The 20628-nt window shown below is 71.7% G+C and carries 16 protein-coding genes; 8 read left to right on the top strand and 8 right to left on the bottom strand.

Translation table 11 applies throughout. The features are described from left to right. Nucleotides 1–153 precede the first annotated feature (153 nt). A complete protein-coding gene (locus ACFXC1_RS49905) occupies nt 154–879 on the top strand; it encodes an MIP/aquaporin family protein (protein ID WP_381256795.1) in 726 nt (241 codons plus the stop codon). Between the two features lie 70 nt (nt 880–949). Then, nucleotides 950–2461: a glycerol kinase GlpK gene (glpK, locus tag ACFXC1_RS49910; RefSeq protein ID WP_381256798.1), complete on the top strand. Its 1512-nt coding sequence runs from the start codon at nt 950–952 to the stop codon at nt 2459–2461. 100 nt (nt 2462–2561) lie between these two features. On the opposite strand, the gene ACFXC1_RS49915 is transcribed toward glpK, so the two are convergent. From ACFXC1_RS49915 to ACFXC1_RS49930, 4 genes are read right to left on the bottom strand one after another with little or no spacing between them, the layout of a single operon-like run. After that, nucleotides 2562–3167: a GTP-binding protein gene (locus tag ACFXC1_RS49915; protein ID WP_019066490.1), complete on the bottom strand. Its 606-nt coding sequence runs from the start codon at nt 3165–3167 to the stop codon at nt 2562–2564. A 49-nt stretch (nt 3168–3216) separates the two neighbouring features. Beyond that, nucleotides 3217–3612: a DUF742 domain-containing protein gene (locus tag ACFXC1_RS49920; RefSeq protein WP_262062379.1), complete on the bottom strand. Its 396-nt coding sequence runs from the start codon at nt 3610–3612 to the stop codon at nt 3217–3219. Nucleotides 3613–3621: 9 nt separating this feature from the next. After that, nucleotides 3622–4056 (bottom strand): roadblock/LC7 domain-containing protein, encoded by a 435-nt coding sequence (locus ACFXC1_RS49925; RefSeq protein ID WP_093624343.1) that lies wholly within the window; start codon nt 4054–4056, stop codon nt 3622–3624. Then, nucleotides 4053–6878: a sensor histidine kinase gene (locus ACFXC1_RS49930; RefSeq protein WP_381256802.1), complete on the bottom strand. Its 2826-nt coding sequence runs from the start codon at nt 6876–6878 to the stop codon at nt 4053–4055. Before ACFXC1_RS49930 ends, ACFXC1_RS49925 begins: the two co-directional genes overlap by 4 nt. A gap of 418 nt (nt 6879–7296) precedes the next feature. On the opposite strand from ACFXC1_RS49930, the gene ACFXC1_RS49935 reads away from it, so the two are divergent. Further along, the gene (locus tag ACFXC1_RS49935; RefSeq protein WP_381256804.1) at nt 7297–7845 is read left to right on the top strand and encodes a hypothetical protein; all 549 of its coding nucleotides are present in this window, start codon (nt 7297–7299) and stop codon (nt 7843–7845) included. A 24-nt stretch (nt 7846–7869) separates the two neighbouring features. Here the strand turns inward: ACFXC1_RS49935 and ACFXC1_RS49940 are convergent, their stop codons facing one another. The 4 genes from ACFXC1_RS49940 to ACFXC1_RS49955 form a co-directional block, all read right to left on the bottom strand. Beyond that, the gene (locus ACFXC1_RS49940; protein ID WP_381256806.1) at nt 7870–12594 is read right to left on the bottom strand and encodes a hypothetical protein; all 4725 of its coding nucleotides are present in this window, start codon (nt 12592–12594) and stop codon (nt 7870–7872) included. Between the two features lie 67 nt (nt 12595–12661). Then, on the bottom strand, nt 12662–13540 hold the full coding sequence (locus ACFXC1_RS49945; protein WP_381256808.1) for a hypothetical protein: 879 nt from the start codon (nt 13538–13540) through the stop codon (nt 12662–12664). A 77-nt stretch (nt 13541–13617) separates the two neighbouring features. Next, complete coding sequence (locus ACFXC1_RS49950; RefSeq protein ID WP_381256811.1) at nt 13618–15144, bottom strand: hypothetical protein; 1527 nt, start codon at nt 15142–15144, stop codon at nt 13618–13620. A gap of 122 nt (nt 15145–15266) precedes the next feature. After that, nucleotides 15267–15974 carry a GntR family transcriptional regulator gene (locus ACFXC1_RS49955; protein ID WP_381256814.1) on the bottom strand — a complete coding sequence of 236 codons (708 nt, stop codon included), beginning with the start codon at nt 15972–15974 and terminating at the stop codon, nt 15267–15269. Between the two features lie 170 nt (nt 15975–16144). Here ACFXC1_RS49955 and ACFXC1_RS49960 point away from each other — a divergent pair, with 170 nt between their 5' ends. From ACFXC1_RS49960 to ACFXC1_RS49980, 5 genes are read left to right on the top strand one after another with little or no spacing between them, the layout of a single operon-like run. Further along, nucleotides 16145–17464, top strand: coding sequence for an MFS transporter (locus ACFXC1_RS49960; RefSeq protein ID WP_381256816.1), 1320 nt, complete (start codon nt 16145–16147; stop codon nt 17462–17464). Further along, on the top strand, nt 17461–18282 hold the full coding sequence (locus ACFXC1_RS49965; RefSeq protein WP_381256819.1) for a putative hydro-lyase: 822 nt from the start codon (nt 17461–17463) through the stop codon (nt 18280–18282). The genes ACFXC1_RS49960 and ACFXC1_RS49965 overlap by 4 nt, the downstream gene beginning before the upstream one ends. Before the next feature lie 12 nt (nt 18283–18294). Further along, nucleotides 18295–19047 carry a LamB/YcsF family protein gene (locus tag ACFXC1_RS49970; protein WP_381256822.1) on the top strand — a complete coding sequence of 251 codons (753 nt, stop codon included), beginning with the start codon at nt 18295–18297 and terminating at the stop codon, nt 19045–19047. Then, nucleotides 19044–19661: a 5-oxoprolinase subunit B family protein gene (locus tag ACFXC1_RS49975; RefSeq protein WP_381256825.1), complete on the top strand. Its 618-nt coding sequence runs from the start codon at nt 19044–19046 to the stop codon at nt 19659–19661. The genes ACFXC1_RS49970 and ACFXC1_RS49975 overlap by 4 nt, the downstream gene beginning before the upstream one ends. Beyond that, nucleotides 19658–20527 (top strand): 5-oxoprolinase subunit C family protein, encoded by an 870-nt coding sequence (locus tag ACFXC1_RS49980; protein ID WP_381256828.1) that lies wholly within the window; start codon nt 19658–19660, stop codon nt 20525–20527. The genes ACFXC1_RS49975 and ACFXC1_RS49980 overlap by 4 nt, the downstream gene beginning before the upstream one ends. Nucleotides 20528–20628 lie beyond the last annotated feature (101 nt).

Consider the following 20628-nt stretch of genomic DNA (forward strand, 5'->3'; position numbering starts at 1 on the left):
CCCCACGGGCGATCTCGGCTGCGACGGCACGCTCGTCACGGACGCCGGGCGGGGCTCGGGACCCTCCCTGCCTTCGGCTGAAGTCGCCAAGGGAACCGCACCCTGCACGGAGGACCGGGGCCGACCGTCCCGGGCCCGGGCCTAGGAGCCGCCATGAGCAACGGAGACATATTCGTCGGTGAGGTCATCGGCACCGCGATCCTGATCCTCTTCGGCGCCGGCGTGGTCGCCGCCGTCGTACTGAACTACTCCAAGGCACAGAACTCCGGTTGGATCGTCATCGCCTTCGGATGGGGCTTCGGCGTGATGGCCGGGGCGTACACGGCCGCGCCGCTGTCCGGCGCACATCTCAATCCGGCGGTGACGATCGGCATCGCCATCGACACCGGGAAGTGGGACAAGGTCCCGCTCTACATCGCGGGACAGATGGTCGGGGCCATGCTCGGCGCGGTCCTGTGCTGGCTGGTCTACTTCGCGCAGTTCCAGGCCAACGCCGAGGAGGAGATGGCGCAGCCCACGCTCGGGATCTTCTCCACCTCGCCCACGATCCGCAATGTCGTGGCGAACCTGATGACGGAGATCATCGCGACCATCGCGCTCGTCCTGCCGCTCCTGGCCTTCGGACTCACCAAGGGACTCGGCGAGTCCGGCACCACGATCCTGATGGTCTCGTTCCTGGTGGTCGGCATCGGCCTGTCGCTCGGCGGGCCCACCGGGTACGCCATCAACCCGGCCCGTGACCTCGGCCCCCGTATCGTCCACGCGCTGCTGCCGATCCCCAACAAGGGGACCTCGGACTGGAGTTACGCGTGGATCCCGGTGGTGGGCCCGCTGATCGGCGGGGCGCTCGCCGGAGTCATCTTCAACGCGGCCTTCTGACAACAGACTTCGAGCAGTCAACCAAAAGCAGCCCTCTGAAGGATCCGAAGGAAACGACAAAGGGGTCGTCATGACGGACAGGTTCGTCGCCGCAATCGACCAGGGCACCACCTCCAGCCGCTGCATCGTCTTCAACCAGGACGGCGCGATCGTCGCCGTCGACCAGCGCGAGCACCGCCAGATCTTCCCCAAGCCGGGCTGGGTGGAGCACGACGCCACCGAGATCTGGTCCAAGGTGCAGGCGGTGGTCGCCGGGGCGATCGCCAAGGCCGGACTCCGCGCCGACCAGCTCAGCGCGCTCGGCATCACCAACCAGCGCGAGACCACGGTCCTCTGGGACCGCGCCACCGGCAAACCCGTGCACAACGCCATCGTGTGGCAGGACACCCGCACCGCGGCCCTGTGCAAGCAACTGGGCGGCTCGGACGGGCCCGACCGGTTCCGCGAACAGACCGGACTCCCGCTCGCCAGCTACTTCTCCGGGCCCAAGGCGGCCTGGCTGCTCGACAACGTGCCGGGCCTCAGGGACCGCGCCGAGCGCGGCGAGATCGCCTTCGGGACGATCGACTCCTGGCTGATCTGGAACCTCACCGGCGGAACCGACGGCGGTCGGCACGTCACCGACGTGACGAACGCCGGGCGCACCATGCTGATGAACCTGGAGACCCTCCAGTGGGACCCGTCCATCCTCTCCGCGATGAACGTGCCCGAGGCGATCCTCCCCGAGATCAGGTCCTCGGCCGAGGTGTACGGCACCGCGGTCGGCCAACTCGCGGGCGTGCCCGTGGCGTCGGCGCTGGGCGACCAGCAGGCCGCCGTGTTCGGGCAGGCCTGCTACGACGTGGGCACCGCGAAGAACACCTACGGCACCGGCAGCTTCCTGCTGCTCAACACCGGGAACCGGCCGGTGCCCTCGAAGAACGGGCTCCTCACGACGATGGGCTACAAGATCGGTGACGAGGCGCCGGTCTACTGCCTGGAGGGATCAATAGCCATAACGGGCGCGCTCGTTCAGTGGTTCCGGGACCAACTCGGCATCATCCGCAGCGCCGACGAGATCGAGAGCCTCGCCGAGAGCGTGGACGACAACGGCGGCGCGTACATCGTGCCCGCGTTCTCCGGCCTGTTCGCCCCCTACTGGCGCTCGGACGCGCGCGGAGTCGTCACCGGACTGACCCGGTACGTCACGAAGGGACACCTCGCTCGCGCGGTGCTGGAGGCGACGAGCTGGCAGACGCGGGAGGTCGTGGACGCCATGTTCCAGGACTCCGGGGTGCAGATCACCACCCTGAAGGTGGACGGCGGCATGACCAAGAACAACCTGCTGATGCAGCACCAGGCGGACGTGCTCGACGTACCGGTGATCCGGCCCAAGGTCTCCGAGACGACGTGCCTGGGCGCCGCCTACGCGGCCGGGCTCGCCACCGGTGTGTGGAACGGCCTGGACGAGCTGAAGTCGCACTGGCAGAAGGACGTCGAGTGGACGCCGTCCATGGAGTCCTCGGTGCGGGACCGCGAGTACCACAACTGGCGCAAGGCCGTGGAGAAGAGCTTCGGCTGGCTGGAGGAGGGCGACAACTAGGCACACGCGCGTGCGTGGTTGATGAGGCACACGCGCGTGCGTCCTTCGAGGAGCTGCGGCTCGTACCCCGGTCGGCGGAGGTACGGGCCGCGCCCGCGGCTCAGCTGGTGACGCTCTGGCGGCGCTTCGCGCCGTAGGCCATCGCGTGCTGGACGACCTCGATGAGGACCTCCTTGACCGACGACCGGTCGCGCGCGTCGCACAGCATGAGCGGTACGTCCTGGTCGAGGTCCAGGGCCTGCCGTACGGTCTCCACCGGGTAACGCGCCGCGCCCTCGAAGCAGTTGACGCCGACGACGAAGGGTATGGAGCGCCGCTCGAAGTAGTCGAGGGCGGCGAAGCAGTCCTCCAGGCGGCGGGTGTCGGCGAGTACGACGGCGCCGAGCGACCCCTCGGAGAGCTCGTCCCACATGAACCAGAAGCGCTCCTGGCCCGGCGTGCCGAACAGGTAGAGCACGAGGTCGTCCCGAAGGGTGATGCGGCCGAAGTCCATGGCCACGGTGGTGGTGTGCTTGCCCTCCACACCACTGGTGTCGTCGACCGGACGCCCTGCCTCGGTGAGCAGTTCCTCCGTGCGCAGCGGCCTGATCTCGCTGACCGCGCCGACGAGGGTGGTCTTGCCCACGCCGAAGCCGCCGGCCACCAGGATCTTGAGCGTGACGGGCTCGACCGGAGGCTTGCCTCGCTCAGAACGCCCGAAGATCATCGGTCTCTTCTCCTGCTTGATGGGGGGGGCGGGTCGGGTTCCGCGCCGGTCACAGTGCCCGGAGGCCGCTGATGACGTCGCGGAGAATACTCTCGTCGACCAGTTCGGCCGGGGGCACGGGCCGTGAGACATGGACGAGTTCCTCGTCCACGAGGTCTCCGATGAGGACCCGTATCACGCCGATGGGCAGGTCGAGTTCGGCGGCGAGTTCGGCGACCGACTGCGGGGCGTCACGGCACAGACCGACGATGTCCACGTGCTCCGGGGAGAGCGCCTGGTCCGCTTCGAATTCGTCCGCCCGGGACTCCGCGACCACCACCGCGATCAGGTCGAGGCGGTGCTGTGCCGCACTGGTGGTACGGCCGCGCGTCATCGCGTACGGACGGACGACCGGTCCGGCCTCGTCGTCGAACCAGTGGCCTCTTCCCTGACCGTCTCTGCTCATGTCACTTCACTACCCGCCGGAGGACAGATCGGTGCGCGGGGCGGCGCCGAGATGAACGCCGACCCGCTTCACCAGCAGTGTCATCTCGTAGGCGACCTGTCCGACGTCCGAGTCCGCGTCCGCGAGGACGGCGAGGCAGCTGCCGTCACCGGCGGCGGTCACGAACAGGAAGGCCTCGTCGAGCTCCACGACGGTCTGCCGCACGCTGCCCGCCTCGAAGTGCCGGCCGACGCCCTTGGCGAGGCTGTGGAAACCGGAGGCCACGGCGGCCAGGTGTTCGCTGTCCTCGCGGGTCAGATCCTGGGACACGCCGGTGGGCAGACCGTCGCCGGAGAGCACGATCGCCTTGCGGATGCTGGCGACGCGCTCGACGAGGTCGTCGAGGAGCCAGTTCAGCCCGCGCTGGTCGGTCGTGTCGTGGCCGGTCGCCTTTGGTGCGGTCATCGACCGTCCCCCTTAGTTCCTTGTGCTGTGCCGCCTTGGGCGTCGTCGCCCTCGGCGTTCTCCTCGCGGCCGCGCTGCCAGCCGCGCTGGAGCGAGGCCATGCGGCTGCGCACCTCGTCGGCGTCGCGCTCCACGACCTCCGCCGGGCTCGTGGTGCGCCGTTCGGGGTCCTTCTTCAGCTGCGGGGCCAGGTTGGCCTGGCGCACACGTCTGGGCAACGCTCCGACGTCGGGCCCGGTTCCCCCCGGCGAGGTGTCGGAGTCGGGAACGCTGGACGCGATCTCGGCGCGCCGGGTGCGTCTGGGCAGGGCAGGGGTCTCGGACGGTGCGCCGAGTCCGCGCCCCGGGGAGGCCTCGGCGCGCCCACCGGGCACGTCGGTACGGCGCCGTAGCGGAGTGTCTCCGCGCCGCCGGGCCGGGAGCGGTGGGCCCTCCGGGTCGACTCCGCCCGGGGCCGCGGAGACGCCGTCGAGGCCGCCGTCCGAGGAATCCCCCGGGTCCCGCCGTGAGCGCTGTTCGACGACCGGGCGCCCATGGGAACTCACGAGCTTGGGTGTCCGGCGCCGGGGCAGCGGGAGCGGTTCGTTCCGGTGGGCGTCCGCGTCCCCGCGCGGTCCGTCGTGGGCCTCGGAGACCGGCAGGCGCGGGTCCACGGGGCGGACAGGGGCGAGGTCGTCCCGGAGGCCCGGGCGGCGCGGGCGGAAGACCTCGCCGCGCTCGCCGTCCTCGTCGAGGGCGTTCGGGAAGCCGGCGAGGGCGTCCAGGTCGACCGGGGCCTCCAGTTCGACCGGCCCGTCGAGGAGGGCGGCCGGCAGGCCGGGAAGCTTGACGGGCGCCTGGGAGAGCGCGGAGCGGTGGCTCTCCTCGAACTCGGCCTCCTTCGTCGGCTGGGGCCGGTCGAGGCGGAAGCCGATGCCGTTGGTGTCCGGGACCTCGTCGCTCAGCAGGGCGTCGGGGATGAACACGACGGCGGTCGTGCCGCCGTACGGGGAGGGCTGGAGCGAGACGCGGACGTTCTGCCGCTGGGCGAGCCGGCTGACCACGAACAGGCCGAGCCGGTCGGTGTCGGAGAGTTCGAACTCGGGGGTCTCGGCGAGCCGGAGGTTGGCGTCCAGGAGTGCGTCGGCCGCCATGCCGAGACCGCGGTCGTGGATCTCCAGGGTGAAGCCGTTGGCGACCCGCTCCCCCAGGACCTGGACGGCGGTGTGCGGCGGGGAGAACACCGTGGCGTTCTCCAGGAGTTCGGCCACCAGGTGGGTGAGGTCGGCGACGGCGGGGCCGGTGACGGCGATGCGCGGCAGCCGGCGGACCTCGATGCGCTCGTAGTCCTCGACCTCGGCGACGGCCGCGCGGACGATGTCCATGAGCTGGACCGGCTTGCGCCACTGCCGGGACGGGGCGGCCCCGGAGAGGATCACCAGACCCTCGGCGTGGCGGCGCATACGGGTCGTCAGGTGGTCGAGGCGGAACAGGTCGGCGAGTTCGTCGGTGTCCTCGGTCCTGCGCTCCATGGTGTCGAGCAGGGTGAGCTGCTTGTGCAGCAGAACCTGGCTGCGCCGGGCGAGGTTGACGAAGACCTCGGAGACGCCGGAGCGCAACTCGGCTTGTTTGACGGCGGCTTCGACGGCGGCGCGCTGAAGGGTGTTGAGGGCCTGGCCGACCTCGCCGATCTCGTTGCGGTCGTACTCCAGGCGCGGGACCTCGGTCTCCACGTCGACGACTTCGCCGACCGACAGGCGGCGCATCACGCTGGGCAGCCGGACACCGGACGCCTCGTGGGCGTCCAGGCGGAGTTGGCGCAGGTCACGGATGAGGCCGCGGCCGATGCGCACGGACAGGAACAGCGAGAGGAGGAGGGCGATCAGGCCGAGGACGCCTGCGACGGCCGCCTTGACGATGACGTTCATCGCGACGGGGCGGACGCGGTCCTGATAGCGGTCGTTGGCCTGGTCGTCGAGGGTGCCCAGCTTGTCCAGCACGGCACCGGCCGCGGTGTTCCAGGTCTGCGCGGTGACGTTGCGGGGCTCGCCGGACTCGGAGGAGGCGGCGGCCTGTTCGGCCACACGCAGTGGGGCGCTGGCCGCGTTCTTCCAGAAGCGGTCGAAGTGGTCGCGCTCCGAGGAGGGCAGCAGCGGCAGGTTGACGTCGTACATCAGGGTGCGCTGGGCCACCAGGTCGGAGACCGCGCGGGTCTCGTCCCGGGTGAGTTTGCCGACGATCAGTGAGGAGCCGAGCAACGCGTCCTCACGGGAGAGGAGTTCACGCGCGCGTGCGAGGTTGACGAGGGCGCGGTACTGCTTGTCCATCTCCACGTTGTCGACGACGTGGAGGTTGGTCAGCAGCACATAGCAGGGGTCGATCAGGCGGTTGTAGAGATCGAGGGCCTGGGCGCGGCTCACGGTGCCGTCCTCGACGCTGCGCCGCAGGGACTCCAGGCCGTCGAAGGCGTCGAGGACGGCGGAGACGCGGCTGTCGGTGGTCTGGCCCATCGCGTCGCGGACGTCCGGATTCCGGGCGTTCTTGCGGATCTTGGCGACGGCTTCGTCGGTCGCAGTGCGGCTGCGCCTCAGGTCGGTGAGGCCGTCGGCGGCGCGCGGGTCGGCGAGGTAGACGAGCGACTGGCGCCGTTCCTGCTGGATGACGCGGACCGTGTCCTCGGTGGGGTAGCCGATCTTCTCGACGACCGACGACACGTTGAACAGGTCTCCGGCCGCACGGCCGGTGAGGACCGTGGCGAACGCCCAGATCGCGGTCAGGGACACGAGCGGCACGAGAAGGAGCGCCACGATCTTCCGGCGGATGGACTTCCCGCGAAAGCGCATGGCCTCCCCCAGCTGGACCCCCGCCGGCCGGGGGTACACATGTGCGTCAACAAACGGCGCGAGCCTACTACTGACACACAGGTAACTCGAAGAGCTGTCCGGAGCGTGAACTTCCGCACCAGGGACCGGACATGGGGAGGTGTCAGGGCATTACGGGAGATTGCCGCCCTGATTCCGCGACGTTCGCCGGACCTGACCGGATCGACCCGCTTGGCCAGTTGGCTGGAAATTTTCGTTCCTTGGGAATCTTCGTGGGATGTTGTTCGTCTTTCTCTACGGGATATGGGTGCGGAACCGGCCACAGGAGCCGCATCCGCATCCGGGCGGCGTAAAACAGGGCAGGCCGGGCACCCACTGGGGAGCCGGAGTCTTCGGACTCGGGAGCGAGTGGTGTACCGGCGGTGGGGAGGACACGTTGATGGGCACGGCGGAGCGGCAAGAGGCGCTTGAGGACGGCGTGGCGGCGCGGTCGACAGGGGACGGCGAGGCTCCGGCGCGCTCGGGCGCACCGAAGGCGGCAGGGTTCGAGAGGCCGCGTACGGCCCGCGCGAAAGCCGAACAGCAGGAGTACTACAGGCCGTTGTGGATCGAGGAGCCCGCGCGTCGGCGCCGGCTGCCCGACCCGGTGCGTACGGCGGCGGTGCGGGCGGTGCTCATCATCGCCGTGACGCTGATCCAGGCGACGGTGGCCTTCCTGTGCACGATGGCCGGGTCCTGGCTGGCGTTCCCGATGGTGATCAGCAGCGTGGTAAGCACGGTGGTGGCCACCTGGGGCGCCCTCGACGTCTGGGTGACCCGCCAGATGTGGAACCAGCGCAACGGCGTCGTCTCGGAGCCCAGCAGCACGGCACGGGCCCTCCGCCGTGAGCGGCGTCGGGCCCAGCGACAGGCGAAGGCCACCCGGCGGGCTCAGGAGCGGATAGCCCGCAAGGGCGGCGCCGGACAGCTGTCCCAGTCCCACACCTGAGGTCCGCCCACGGAGGGCGTTCTTCTACGGGGCGGTCGGCGCCGGTCGCTTGAACATCCGGGTCGCCGTGATCTCGCTGTGCACCGACTCCCCTTCTCCGGCGGGGGCCTGCTGCGGCAGTCCCGGCCGGAGATGTTCCTCCACGCTGATGTACTTGAGGCCCGCCCGGAGGTCGGCGTCGTTGCGCAGCCGGATGACCAGCGGGAACTCGGCCAGTGCCGTCGTGTCGAACAGGCCGGTGGTGTACAGGAGTTGGACACCCAGCGCGTCGGACACGGCGCGCTGCAGCTCCAGCAGATAGGTGGCGTTGGCCCGCCCGATCGGGTTGTCGAGGAAGAGCGTGCCGGCGTGCCGGTGCTTGTCGCGGCCCCGGTCGTTCGAGCGCAGCGCGGCCATCGTGCAGTACAGGGCGATGGCCGCGGTGAGCAGCTGACCGCCTGAGAAGACGTCACCCATCTGCCCGACGGGCACCCGCTCCGCACGCAGTACGGCGTCCGGCTTGAGGATCTCTACGGCGACACCCTTGGGCTCCAGGGCGGCACCGACTCCCCGCAGCAGCAGGGACATTCCGTCGCGCCGCATGTCGGAGTTCTTCTTCACGGCGGCCCGGGTGGCCTCGTCTACGACCTCGCCGAGCCGCTCGGTCAGGGTGGCCTGGTCGGGCTCCTCGAAGCGGATGCGCAGGAACTCCTGCCCGGACCACTCGCCGAGCCCCTCCGGGAGCCTGGAGAGCCGCTGCGCGGACCGCAGGGTGGCGAGCGCCGACTCGACGAGCCCGCGCAGCCGGTCCACGATCGAGTCGCGGTTGCGTTCCAATTGCGCCAACTCGTCGGTGAGGACCCGGAGTCGGGGCGCGAAGGCATCGGCCCACTTCTGCGCGTGCTCGGGCAGGGAGGACGCCGGCAGCTCACGGATCTGCTGCCGCGCGGGGGTCCGCACCTGCTCGTACCGCGTGGAGTTGGCATGCCGCACCAGCACATCGCTCGCTTCCCGTACGGCGCCCTCGGCGGCGGACAGGTCGGCGGCACAGCCGCGCAGCGAGCGACGGGCCTCGGCGGCGGAGTGCCGGGCCTCCTCCAGGCTGCCGGGGTACGGCTCGGGCTCCTCCTGTTCCTCGTCCGAGGAGTGCTCGCGCAGCAGGTCCCGTAGCATCGCGGCGGTCTCGTCGAAGCCGCCGGCCCCGTCCTCGGCGGCGCGGTGGGCGTCGAGGAGTTCGGCGTGCGCCTCGCGGGCCTGGCCCAACGCGTCGGTGCGGGAGGCGAGTTCGGCCGTGGCGGTGCGCAGCAGGGCCTGGGCGTGCTCGGCGTCGCGCGGGACCAGCTCCTCAGCCAGCTCGGTGTGCGCCTCACCGTCCTCGGGCGCATGCCGTTCGGCCTCGCCGCGCAGCCGCCCGAGCTGCTCGCTCGCGTTCGACACCCGGGTCTCCAGGAGCTGCACCAGCTCCTCGGCGCGCGCCGCGGCGGCTTGCCGGGACGGCCCGTCGGAGCCGTCGGGTGACTGCAGCAGCTGGGCCGCGCGGGTGCGGACCTTGTTGCTGAGCCGGTCCAACTCGGCGATCGCCGCGCTCTCGTCGCTCTCCGCCCGCGCCTGCTCGGCCCGCAGGTCGGCGCCGACGCCGACCTTCTCGTAGAGCTGGGAAGCGGCGCGATAGGCCTCGCGCAGGGCGGGCAGCGACGGCTTCGGAGCGTCGGGGCCGTCTGCCGGTACGTCGTCGGGGGCGCCGGCGATCTCGGAGCGCTCGGCGCGCAGCGCACGGGCCGTACGGCGGGCGTCGTCGGCGGCGCGCTGGGCGGCGCGGCGGTCCTCGTCGGCGGCGCGGGCACGCTCCAGGCAGGACTGGGCGCGGGCCTCCGACTCGGTTGCCTCGTCGGCGAGTTCGCGCAGCTTGACCTGCCAGCCGGCGCGTTCCCGCAGCCGGAAGGCGAGTCCGGCGAGAGCGTCGGCGGCTCGCCTGGCCTTCTGCGCGGTCTCCTGTCGCTCGTCGCGCGCCTGGGCGGCCTCGGCGGCGGCTTCGTCGGCCTCGGCCCGCAGGGTCCGGGCCTCGGCGAGCTCGGCCCCGGCCTCCTCGGCGAACGCGCGCGTGTCCCGCGCGGACTGCGCCAGTTCGACCAGCCGCCCGCTCGGACAGCCGGTGCGCCAGGACGCGAGCCGCGCGGCCAGCTCACGATCCTTGCCGAGCCGTGCGGCGAGCGTGCGGATCTCCTCGTCCCGCTCGGTGGCCCGCGCGCGCAGCGCCTGCCGCTCCTCGTCGGCGGCGTGCTCGTCGTGCATGGCGGGGTTCGGCGGGACGAGGAATACGTCGCTGTTCTGTGCGTCGGCCGCCGGAGTGGGGGCGAGCAGGGCGGCGGCCGTGCCGACCGCCACGGCGGACCGGGGCAGCAGGGCCGCGTCGTTGAGGGCCTCGCGGGCACGGGCGTGCGTGTCCGGGTCGGTGATGATCACCCCGTCGACCAGCTCGGGCCGGGCGGCCAGCACGCGCGCGTGGTCGACGGGGTCGACGGCCTGGGCGAGGTAGCGCCAGCCGGGCAGCGCCGGGATGCCGTGCTCGCCCAGGTACTCGACGGTGGCCAGCACGTCCGGGCCTGGCGGCAGCAGCCCGCCGTCACCGAGCGCCCCGAGGATCCGGGAGTCGTCGGCGGCGGCGGTACGCAGGTCGAAGAGCTGCCGCTCGCTGGAGGCGACCCCGTCGTCGAGCAGTTCACGCAACTCGTCGGCGAAGCGGTCGAGTTCCTCGGGGGTGAGGGGGCCTTCGGCGAGGGGGCGGGCGGGGTTGGTGCTGCCGGAGTGGGTGGCGGGGGCGGTGTCGGTGGTGGAACTGCCGCTCGCCGCAACCTCGTTGGCCCCACGCGGCACCGGCACACCACCGGCACCACTAGCGCTACCAGCACCAGCACCAGCACCAGCACCAGGCAGGCTCAGCAGTTCCGCGAGCCGCTCCTCCCCCGCCAGTCCCTCCGCGAGGCGCCGTTCCGCGTCGTAGGTCCGCTCGGCGGCGGTCGCGGCGTCGGACGCGCGGGCCGCCGTCAGCTCCGCGCGGGACTCCGCCGAAGCGGCCTCGCGGGCGTGCTCGGACGCCCGGCGGGACGCCTCGCGCGCGGTGTCCCAGGCGGCCACGGCGCTCTTCTCGGCGTCGCTCGCGGCGAGGGCCGCGCGCGCCGGGTCGGCGTCGGGGGCGCTGTCGTCGAGCCAGCCCGCGCGTACCGCCTCGGCGGTCTCCTGCTCGACCTCGGACAGGCGCTGGCGCAGATGCCCGATCTCGCTGCGGGCGCGCTGTGCCTCGGTGGCGGCGGAGGTCGCGTCCCGGTGCGAGGTCTCGCCGACCTCCTGGAGGGCGGCGGAGCGCTCCTCGCCCTCGTTGGCGAGGTTCTCGGCGTTCTCCGCGGCCTCGTGCAGGGCCCGTACGAGATCGACAGCGGCCTTGGCGCGGGCGGCCAGCGCGGGTGCGGCGTCCCGCTCGGCCTCGCGGATGGCGACGGCCACGCGCGCGGAGCGGTCGGCGGCGGCACGGTGACGCAGGACGGCCTCGGCGGCCTGCCAGGCGGAGTGCAGGGTGCGGGCGTCGGCGAGTTCGCGCTTCTGCGCGGCGGCGGACTTCTCCGTCGTGGCGAGTGCCAACGAGGCGTGTCGGTAGGCCAGTTCGGCGGCGATCAGCGCGCTGCGCTCGCGCGCTCCCTCGGAGTGCGTGACGGCGTACGCGGCGGCGGTGACCCGCTGGGCGAGGTCGGCGGCCCGCACCCGCTCCTGCGCGCCCCGCGCGGACAACCGCCGAGCCAGGGTGCGGGTACGACGCTCGGCGCCGGCGTGGATGTCCCGCGCGCGTGCCCGTCCCTCGGCGGCCTCGACGATCCTGCCGAGCAGGTCCACGGACCCGGCCGTGAAGTCCCGTTCGGCGATCAGTTCGGCGCGCCGCCCCAGCTTGTTGCCGAAGCCGCCGACCAGGTCGGCGAGCCCGTCGGTGTCCCGGGTGTCGGTGACCGCGCGGAGCAGCAGGTCGGTGAAGTCGGAGTCCTTCTTGACCGCGAAGAGGCCGGCCGCCTCACCTTCGTCGGCGTTCATCTCCCGCTGGTAGCGGAAGAGTTCGGGGTCGAGACCCAGGTCGCCCAGGTGCTCGATCCAGCGGTCGTGGATCTCCTCCCAGTGCACTTCGAGGTGCGGATACGCCTTGCCGGCCTCGGTGATGGCGTCCCGGAAGCCCTTCATGGTGCGCCGACGGCCCTGCGCGCCGGACGCGCCCTCCACGGGCGGCCGTACGGAAGTGGCCTCGGCGACGGGGAGGTTGTCCAGGCTGAGTCCCGGGCCGGGCCGGAACGAGTACCAGGCCTCGGCGAACTTCCGCGGGTCGTTGGAGACCTGCCGCCCCCGCCACTCGCTGACCTTGCCGACGACCACGCACTCGCCGGTCAGCGTGTGCTGCCACTCCAGGGCCACATGCCCGCAGTCGTCCGCGAGGAGGAACTTGCGCAGCACACCGGAGCTGGCGCCGCCGAGTGTGTTGCGGTGACCGGGCAGCATCACCGAGAAGATCAGCTTGAGCAGGACGGACTTGCCGCCGCCGTTCTCCAGGAAGAGCACACCGGCGGGCGCGGGGCGGCGCGGCGGACCGACGGGCTCGTCCTCGAAGAACTCCGCCTGGGTGGGGGCGGGGTCGGGCACGGGCTTGCCCACGCCTCGCAGGTCAAGCACGGTGTCGGCGTAGCGCGCACCGGCGGGCCCGATGGAGTAGAGGCGGACCCGGGACAGCTCGTACATGGCGGACTCTCGTCGTAAGTCTTCGGCAGGTGTGGGGGGTTCGTAGGTCTTCGGGGAGGGCTGGGGATCAGGAGTGGAACGGCAGCCCCGCGTCGGCCACCAGCTCCAGGTCCTCGGTGTCCTCGGCGGGCAGCAGGCTCGCGGTGCCGTCGGTGACCGGGACGACGCCCAGCTCCAGCAGCTCGGCCATGGCGGCGCTGCCGGCCATGTCACGCACCTGGAGCTGATAGCGGGCGGTCGTGCGGTACGTACCGCCGTTGTCGTCGCCCGTGCGCTGGAGGAAGCCGGAGTCGGTGAGGAACGCGGCGGCCTTGCCGACGATGCCGGTGGTCGAACCGGCGAGTCTGCGGGCGTCCTTGGTGGCTCCGGTCGAGCTGCGTCTGACCCAGATCCGCCAGGCGGCCTCCAGGCCGGGCGCGTCGGTGGCCGGGTCGGTGTTCATGCCCTGCTCGTCGGCCCGCTCCTCCAGACGCCGGCAGGCCTGCCGTACGAAGGCGTCGACCCCGTTGACCGTGACGCGCCCGATGTAGCCGTCGTCGGCCAGGTCCTCGGGGCGCGGAAACGCCATCGCGGCGACGCAGAGATGTGCGAGCCCGTGCAGGAAGCGGTCCCCGGAGTCGGCGGCCGTGCGCCGCGCGTAGTCGCCCATACGGACGGCGAACACCGAGTCCTCGGCGGCGGTCACGGCCATCCCCGCGCGCGGGGACACCTCCAGCACGACAAGCCCGAGCCCGGCGGCCACGGCGTCGGCGAGCCGGGCGAAGGGCGGGTCCTCGCGGTACCGGCGCAGCAGCTCGGCGTATTCCTGGTCCCGCGCGGGCTGCAACTTGGGCTGCAGCCCAAAGGCAACAAGCCGAGCGGCGTCGGCGGCGTCGGCGGGCGTGATGACGGCGGTCACCGGCGCGGCGGCGGCCTCCGGCTCACTCCATTCGACGTGCTCGCTCACGGTTGGGACTCCTTGCTGAGGTGCTTCATGTGGCGGTCGTTCACGTAACGGTGGTTCACGTCGTCGTCGTTCATGCCTTACGCCGCCTCCGTCCTGCCCGCCGCCATCCCCGCCGCGTCCAACAAGGCCATCCCCACGATGAGATCGGCCCCACCGAACTCGGGATCATCCAGCTCGACCCCGTCGTCCACGGCGAACAACAGCTTCGGCTCCCCCTGCCGATAAGCCGTGCCGACCGGCGGACTGGCCGCATGCACAGCCAACAGGGCGACCAGATAAGGCAGTTCGGGATCCTGCCGCCGCGCATCGGCGAGCAACCCCGACAACCTCCGAGGTGCGTCCGCCGGCAGATCGAGCAACTCCATCGCCGCCGCCAACTGCTCCTCGCTGAACCGACTGTCATCCGGCGTCGCGATGAGATCCGGCTCCGGCATCTCCGCACCGAGGTGCTCCCGCTCCTGCGGCGGCGTCAGCAGTATGTCGACAAGGTCGCCCACCCGGACGGACACCGGCGTGCGCAGCCCGGTCCCGCGCGCGAAGAACGCGTCGGTGACCCGGATCGCCTGCTCCAGGGGCAGCGGCAGCACGGGCGAGACGAGATGACCGTAGAGGTCTATCCCCGACGTCGTCATGGGCGTGGCGAAGGCCTGCCGGTCCTGCTCCGCACGGAACAGCGGCCCGGCCTCCAGGAGGCGCGACTGGAGTTGTGTGTGCCGTCGGATGCAGTCCTTGACGATGTCGACCAACTCGGCGGCACGGCGCTTCTGTTCGGGGTCCTCGGACTCGTCGCGGGCCTTGCGGATGTTGGTGAGGATCGCGTTCTCGTGGCGGTAGCGGTCGGCCACGTGGTCGAGGGCCTCGGCGATCATGTCGGGCACGGCGTTGAGCCAGTCCACCGCGCGGACGTTGCGCCGCGTGGCGTCCAGCGCGCGGCGCAGAGTCTCCGAGTACTGCACGGTCCGGTAGCGGGCCTGCTCGGCGGCGAGCTGTGCGTCGGCCAGCCTGCCGCGGCTGATCAGCACCTCCAGCTTGACCTCGGCGGCGATCTGCGCGCTGGTGACGTCGGTGTCGAGGGCGCCCACGAGGACGTTGACGGCCTCGTCCGTCGTACGGAGGTAGACGCTGCCGCCGTAGCCGGGGACCTCCTCGATCAGTTTGAAGTCGTAGTCGCGGCGCACATAGGTGCCGTCCTGGGCGAACGTGCCGTAGACCGTGCGGAAGCCGCGGTCGACGCTGCCGACGTTGATCAGGTTCTCCAGGACCCAGCGGGCCACGCGCTCGTGCTCGGTCACGGGGCGCTGCGGGGCTTGGGCGGCGATGCGCGGGATGAGCCTGGCCACTATCTGGTCGTGGTCGGCGCCCGTGTCGAAGTCCATGTTGAGAGTGACCAGGTCGATGGCGGCGAGGGCCACTTCCGCCATGCCGTACACCGAGTACTCGCCCGCGAGATTGGCCTTGCGCGCGTCGAGGTCGTGCAGCGGCGCGGTGCAGGCGAGCGCGCGCAGTCGCCGCGCCAGTCCCTCGTCGGCGGCCGGGCCCGGGGCGGGGCGCGGCCCCGCGCCGAACTGGGGCGGAACGCTGTCCGTCGATGCAGGCGAAGTCACGCTGCACAGACTAGGTCCTCGGTCTGACAACGACCCAAACGACGCAGAAGCGACTACCGCCACAGCCGTGTGCGGGGGTCCGTCGGACACCGTGCGGGGGTCCGACAGGCGCCGCGCCCTCGTCAGCCGAGGGCCGTACCGTTCTCGCCGACCCGCTGCCGGTACGCGTCGACGACCCGTTCGAGCGAGTTGTCGAGGTAGACCGCGAGCAGTCTCTCGGCCTCGGCGGCGTCGCCCGCCTGGAGAGCCTGGAGGATCAGGCGGTTGCGCTGGAGGTACGGCTCGTGGAGCGCCCTGGGGTCGTCCACGAGGTGGAAGGCGAGCCGGAGTTCGGCGAAGACGCTGCGCATCAGCTCGTCAGTGCGGACGCTGCCGGCGAGGGCGACCAGTTCCCGGTGGAAGTGGATATTGGCCGTACCCACTCCTTTCCAGTCATCCTCGACGGACGCCAACTGCCCCTCGGTCACGGCCGCGGCGAGCTGTTCGAGGGCGTACGGCGGCTCGCCCAGTCCTCGTACGACGGCGCACTCGACGAGGCGGCGGGTGCGGTAGATGTCCTCGACGTCCTCGACGCTCAGGACCCGGACGAAGACGCCCCGGTTCAACTCGTGGACGAGCAGGCGCTCATGGGTGAGCAGCCGGAACGCCTCACGGAGTGTGTTGCGCGACACACCGAGCGCGCCGCCGATGCTGTCCTCCGAGAGCCGGGTGCCCGGCGGGAAATAGCCCTCGGCGATGCGGCTTCTGAGGATGTCCGAGACACGTTCGGCGGTGCTCGTGCGGCCCAGGAGGGCGCGGTCGTCGGCGAGTCCCGCCAGCTGATCTGCCATGCCCGGAATTCAACCGCAGATACAAGAACGAAACAACATGCCTCTTGAAGGATCGTTCAACGATCCTCTACTTTACTTTCCATGGCATCACCCGCTCACCCCGGCGCCGACGCCTCCCGCACGGCACTGCTCAGTCCCAGCACCCTTCGTCCTCCCTCTGCGAGGTGCACATGAGCACGACCCCTCCACCCCAGGCCCTGAACACCGGAACGCAGCCCGACACGGACGAACTGACCGCCGACGACGGTGCGTTGGCCTGGCTGCGCGCGCTCGGTCCGAACGGCCGCCGCGCCTTCGCCGGTGCGTTCGGCGGCTACGCGCTGGACTCCTACGACTACTTCACGCTGCCGCTGAGCATGGTCGCGCTGGCCGCGTACTTCGGCCTGGACAGCGGCCAGACCGGCCTGTTCACCACGGTCACCCTGGTCGTCTCCGCGGTCGGGGGCGCCCTGGCGGGCGTCTTCGCCGACCGGGTCGGCCGCGTCAAGGCCCTGATGATCACCGTGATCACCTACGCCGTCTTCACCGTGGCCTGCGGCTTCGCGCCCAACTACGAGACCCTGCTGGTGTTCCGTGCCCTCCAGGGCCTCGGTTTCGGCGGCGAGTGGGCGGTCGGCGCGATCCTGGTCGCCGAGTACGCGAGCGCCAAGCACCGCGGCCGCACCCTCGGCGTGGTCCAGAGCTCCTGGGCGGTGGGCTGGGCGCTGGCGGCAGTCGTCTACACGCTGGTCTTCTCGTTCCTCGGCGACGACCTGGCCTGGCGGGTGATGTTCTGGACCGGCGCGCTGCCCGCGCTGCTGGTGCTCTGGGTGCGGCGCCGGGTGCACGACGCTCCCGAGGCGACCGCCGTGCGCGAACAGAACGCCCAGAAGGGCTCGTTCGCGGCGATCTTCAAGCCGGGCACGGCCGATACGCCGGGCCTGCTGCGCACGACGGTCTTCGCGGGCCTGCTCTCCACCGGCGTCCAGGGCGGCTACTACACCCTCGCCACCTGGGTGCCCACGTACCTCAAGACCGAGCGCGGCCTGTCGGTCGTCGGCACCGGCGGCTATCTGACCTTCCTGATCTCCGGTGCCTTCCTGGGGTACCTGACCGGCGGCTATCTCACCGACGTGCTGGGGCGCAGGCGCAACATCTGGCTCTTCGCCCTGCTCTCGGCGATCTGCATCCTGGTGTACACACACATCCCCAACGGCGCCAACGCCCTTCTCCTGGTGCTCGGTTTCCCGCTCGGGTTCTGCATGTCGGCGATCTTCAGCGGCTTCGGCTCGTACCTGAGCGAGCTGTACCCGACCGCGCTGCGCGGCACCGGACAGGGCTTCACGTACAACACCGGCCGCGCGGTCGGCGCCGTCTTCCCGACGCTGGTGGGCTTCCTGGCCGACAGTTGGGGTGTGGGCGGAGCGCTCGTCTTCGGGGCCATCGGTTACGGCATCGCGGCACTGGCGCTCCTGGGACTGCCGGAGACCCGCGGAAAGGAACTGGCGTGAACCGCACGGAGGACCGTCCCCTGACCCTCGTCGACGAGCACGCGCACGCGTGGAGCCCGCGTTCGGCCCGGGCGCGCTTCCGGGCCGGGCTGACGGGTCCGACGGCCGGGGTCGCGGCGGGGCACACCCAGGTCAACCTGATCTCGGTGCCCGCCGACTGGGCGTACGACATGCTGCTGTTCTGCCAGCGCAACCCGAAGCCGTGTCCGGTGCTCGACGTCACGGACGCCGGCTCCTGGGAGACCGTTCTGGCCGAGGGCGCGGACCTGCGCACCGATCTCCCGCGCTACCGGGTGTGGCGGGACGGCGAGTTGGCGGACGAGCCGACGGACGTGCGGGCGTACTGGCGCGAGGACCTGGTGTCGTTCCTGATCGGCTGCAGCTTCACCTTCGAGTGGTCGCTGAGCGAGGCGGGCGTTCCGATCCGGCACATCGAGCAGGGGCGCAACGTCCCGATGTACGTGACCAGCCGCCCGTGCCGCCCGGCGGGGCGGCTGCACGGCCCGATGGTCGTGTCGATGCGCCCGGTGCCCCCGGAGCATCTGGCGACGGCGATCCGGGAGACCGCGCTGCTCCCGGCGGTGCACGGCAGCCCCGTACACTGCGGCGATCCCTCAGGGCTCGGCATCGCCGACCTCGGCCGCCCGGACTTCGGCGATCCGGTGGACGCCGCGCCGGACGACATCCCTGTGTTCTGGGCCTGCGGAGTGACCCCGCAGGCCGCGGTGATGGCGTCCCGCCCGCCGTTCGCCATCACCCACGCGCCGGGCCAGATGTTCGTCACCGATGCCCGCGACGAGCAGTACCGCGTCGCCTGACCAGGAGAGATGATGATCGATCTGAACGCCGACCTCGGCGAGGGCTTCGGCCGCTGGCATCTCACCGACGACGAACAGCTGTTGTCCGTCGTCACCAGCGCCAACGTGGCCTGCGGTTTCCACGCCGGGGACCCGGTCACCATGCGGCGGGTGTGCGAGCTGGCGGCCGAGCGCGGGGTACGGGTCGGCGCTCAGGTGTCCTACCGGGACCTGGCGGGCTTCGGGCGGCGCGCGATGGAGGTGCCGTCCGCCGAGCTGGCGGCCGAAGTGGCGTACCAGATCGGCGCCTTGGAGGTGTTCGCCCGGGCGGCGGGCACGCGCGTGTCCTACGTCAAGCCGCACGGCGCGCTCTACAACCGGGTCGTGCACGACCCGGAGCAGGCCGCCGCGGTGATCGAGGGCGTGCTCCTGGCCGGCGGCTCGCTGCCGGTGCTCGGGCTGCCCGGCTCGGTCGTGCTCGACCTGGCGGCCAAGGCGGGCCTGCCGGCCGTCACGGAGGCGTTCGCGGACCGCGCCTACACCGACGAGGGCACGCTCGTGCCGCGCGGCCGGGACGGCGCGGTGGTCACCGACCCCGAGGTGGTCGTGGAGCGCTCGCTGAGCCTGGCCCGCTCCGGGACGGTCGAGGCGCTCTCCGGGGTGCGCATCGAGGTGCGGGCCCGCTCCCTGTGCCTGCACGGGGACACGCCCGGCGCGGTCGAACTGGCCCGCAGGGTCCGCGAACGGCTCCTGGAGTCGGGTGTCCAGGTGGAGGCCTTCGCATGAGGACCCTGCATGTCGGTGACGACGCACTGCTCGTCGAGGTCGCCTCCGGGGAGGAGGCCGAGGCCGTCCACGCGGAGCTGCTGCGCCGCCGCGCGGAGGGCCTCCTCACCGTCCGCGAGATCGTCCCCGCCGCCCGCACGGTCCTCCTGGACGGCCTCGCCGACCCGGCCCGCCTGGCCTCCGAACTGGCCGACTCCGAGGTACCTCCCGCGCCCCCGCGCGCGGGTGAGGTGGTCGAACTCCCGGTGCGCTACGACGGCCCGGACCTCGCCGACGTCGCCGCCCTGTGGGGTGTCCCCGAGGAGGAGGTGGGCCGCATCCACGCGGCCACCGAGTTCCGCGTCGCCTTCTGCGGCTTCGCCCCCGGCTTCGGCTATCTCACGGGTCTCCCGGCCCGCTACGACGTCCCGCGCCGGGCCACCCCGCGCACGGCCGTCCACGCCGGTGCCGTGGGCCTGGCGGGCCCGTACACGGGCGTGTATCCCCGTACCTCGCCCGGTGGTTGGCAGCTGATCGGCACGACGGACGCGGTCCTGTGGGACCACACGCGTATGCCGGCCGCGCTGCTGTCGCCGGGCACACTCGTGCGCTTCGTCCCGGTGGCGGACGTATGACGGACCGCGCGCTCACCGTCGTACGGGCCGGGGCCCTGACCACCGTTCAGGACCTGGGACGGCCCGGACACGCGCACCTGGGGGTGCCTCGTTCCGGGGCGCTCGACGGGCCCGCGGCGGCGCTCGTCAACCGGCTGGTCGGCAATCCGCCCGAGGCGGCCGTCCTGGAGACGACCCTCAACGGGTGCGCCGTACGGCCTCGTTCAACGATCCTCGTGGCGGTCGGCGGCGCGCCCTGCCCGGTCACGGTGGACGGACGGCCCGTCGCCTGGGGAGCGCCCGTGCGGGTGCCCGGCGGGGCGCTCCTGGACATCGGAACAGCCTTCTCCGGAGTACGCGCCTACGTCGCCATCGCCGGCGGCGTCGCCGTCGAGCCGGTGCTCGGCAGCCGCTCCACGGACCTGCTGTCCGGACTCGGTCCGGCGCCGCTCACGAACGGCGCCATACTGCCGCTGGGGTCCCCAACACACCTCCACGCGCGCGTGGACGTCGCCCCGCAGCCGCGCCCCCCGGTCGAACTCGTCCTCCGGGTGACGCTCGGACCCCGCGACGACTGGTTCACCCCGGAGGCTGTAAGGGCCTTCACGTCACGCGTCTACCAGGTGTCCTCGGCGAGCAACCGCATCGGGCTGCGCACCGAAGGTCCCGCCCTGGAGCGGGCCCTGACCGGTGAACTCCCCAGCGAGGGCATGGTGTTGGGCGCCGTCCAGGTCCCCCCGGACGGCCGTCCCGTGGTCTTCCTCGCCGACCATCCGACCACCGGCGGCTACCCGGTGATCGCGGTCGTCCGCCCGACGGACCTCCCGGCCGCCGCCCAGGCGGTGCCCGGAACCCCGGTCCGTTTCGTGGCCGTACGACGCCGCTGAGGCCCAATATGCGCCCTAGAAGGCTGATGAAGATGTTGGGTTCTGGTCCTGCCGCGTGAGCGGCAGGACCAGACTCGTTGTGTGGCGATGGGTGAGTGGGT

The sequence above is a fragment of the Streptomyces hokutonensis genome (assembly GCF_042751305.1).
Classification (GTDB): Bacteria; Actinomycetota; Actinomycetes; order Streptomycetales; family Streptomycetaceae; genus Streptomyces; species Streptomyces hokutonensis_A.

Coding starts and splice junctions, on each gene's coding strand:
- ACFXC1_RS49930 (WP_381256802.1), bottom strand. CDS start 6,878: ATGCGCTTTCGCGGGAAGTCCATCCGCCGGAAGATCGTGGCGCTCCTT.
- ACFXC1_RS49980 (WP_381256828.1), top strand. CDS start 19,658: ATGACGGACCGCGCGCTCACCGTCGTACGGGCCGGGGCCCTGACCACC.
- ACFXC1_RS49970 (WP_381256822.1), top strand. CDS start 18,295: ATGATCGATCTGAACGCCGACCTCGGCGAGGGCTTCGGCCGCTGGCAT.
- ACFXC1_RS49960 (WP_381256816.1), top strand. CDS start 16,145: ATGAGCACGACCCCTCCACCCCAGGCCCTGAACACCGGAACGCAGCCC.
- ACFXC1_RS49975 (WP_381256825.1), top strand. CDS start 19,044: ATGAGGACCCTGCATGTCGGTGACGACGCACTGCTCGTCGAGGTCGCC.
- ACFXC1_RS49925 (WP_093624343.1), bottom strand. CDS start 4,056: ATGACCGCACCAAAGGCGACCGGCCACGACACGACCGACCAGCGCGGG.
- ACFXC1_RS49920 (WP_262062379.1), bottom strand. CDS start 3,612: ATGAGCAGAGACGGTCAGGGAAGAGGCCACTGGTTCGACGACGAGGCC.
- glpK (WP_381256798.1), top strand. CDS start 950: ATGACGGACAGGTTCGTCGCCGCAATCGACCAGGGCACCACCTCCAGC.
- ACFXC1_RS49940 (WP_381256806.1), bottom strand. CDS start 12,594: ATGTACGAGCTGTCCCGGGTCCGCCTCTACTCCATCGGGCCCGCCGGT.
- ACFXC1_RS49955 (WP_381256814.1), bottom strand. CDS start 15,974: ATGGCAGATCAGCTGGCGGGACTCGCCGACGACCGCGCCCTCCTGGGC.
- ACFXC1_RS49915 (WP_019066490.1), bottom strand. CDS start 3,167: ATGATCTTCGGGCGTTCTGAGCGAGGCAAGCCTCCGGTCGAGCCCGTC.
- ACFXC1_RS49905 (WP_381256795.1), top strand. CDS start 154: ATGAGCAACGGAGACATATTCGTCGGTGAGGTCATCGGCACCGCGATC.
- ACFXC1_RS49935 (WP_381256804.1), top strand. CDS start 7,297: ATGGGCACGGCGGAGCGGCAAGAGGCGCTTGAGGACGGCGTGGCGGCG.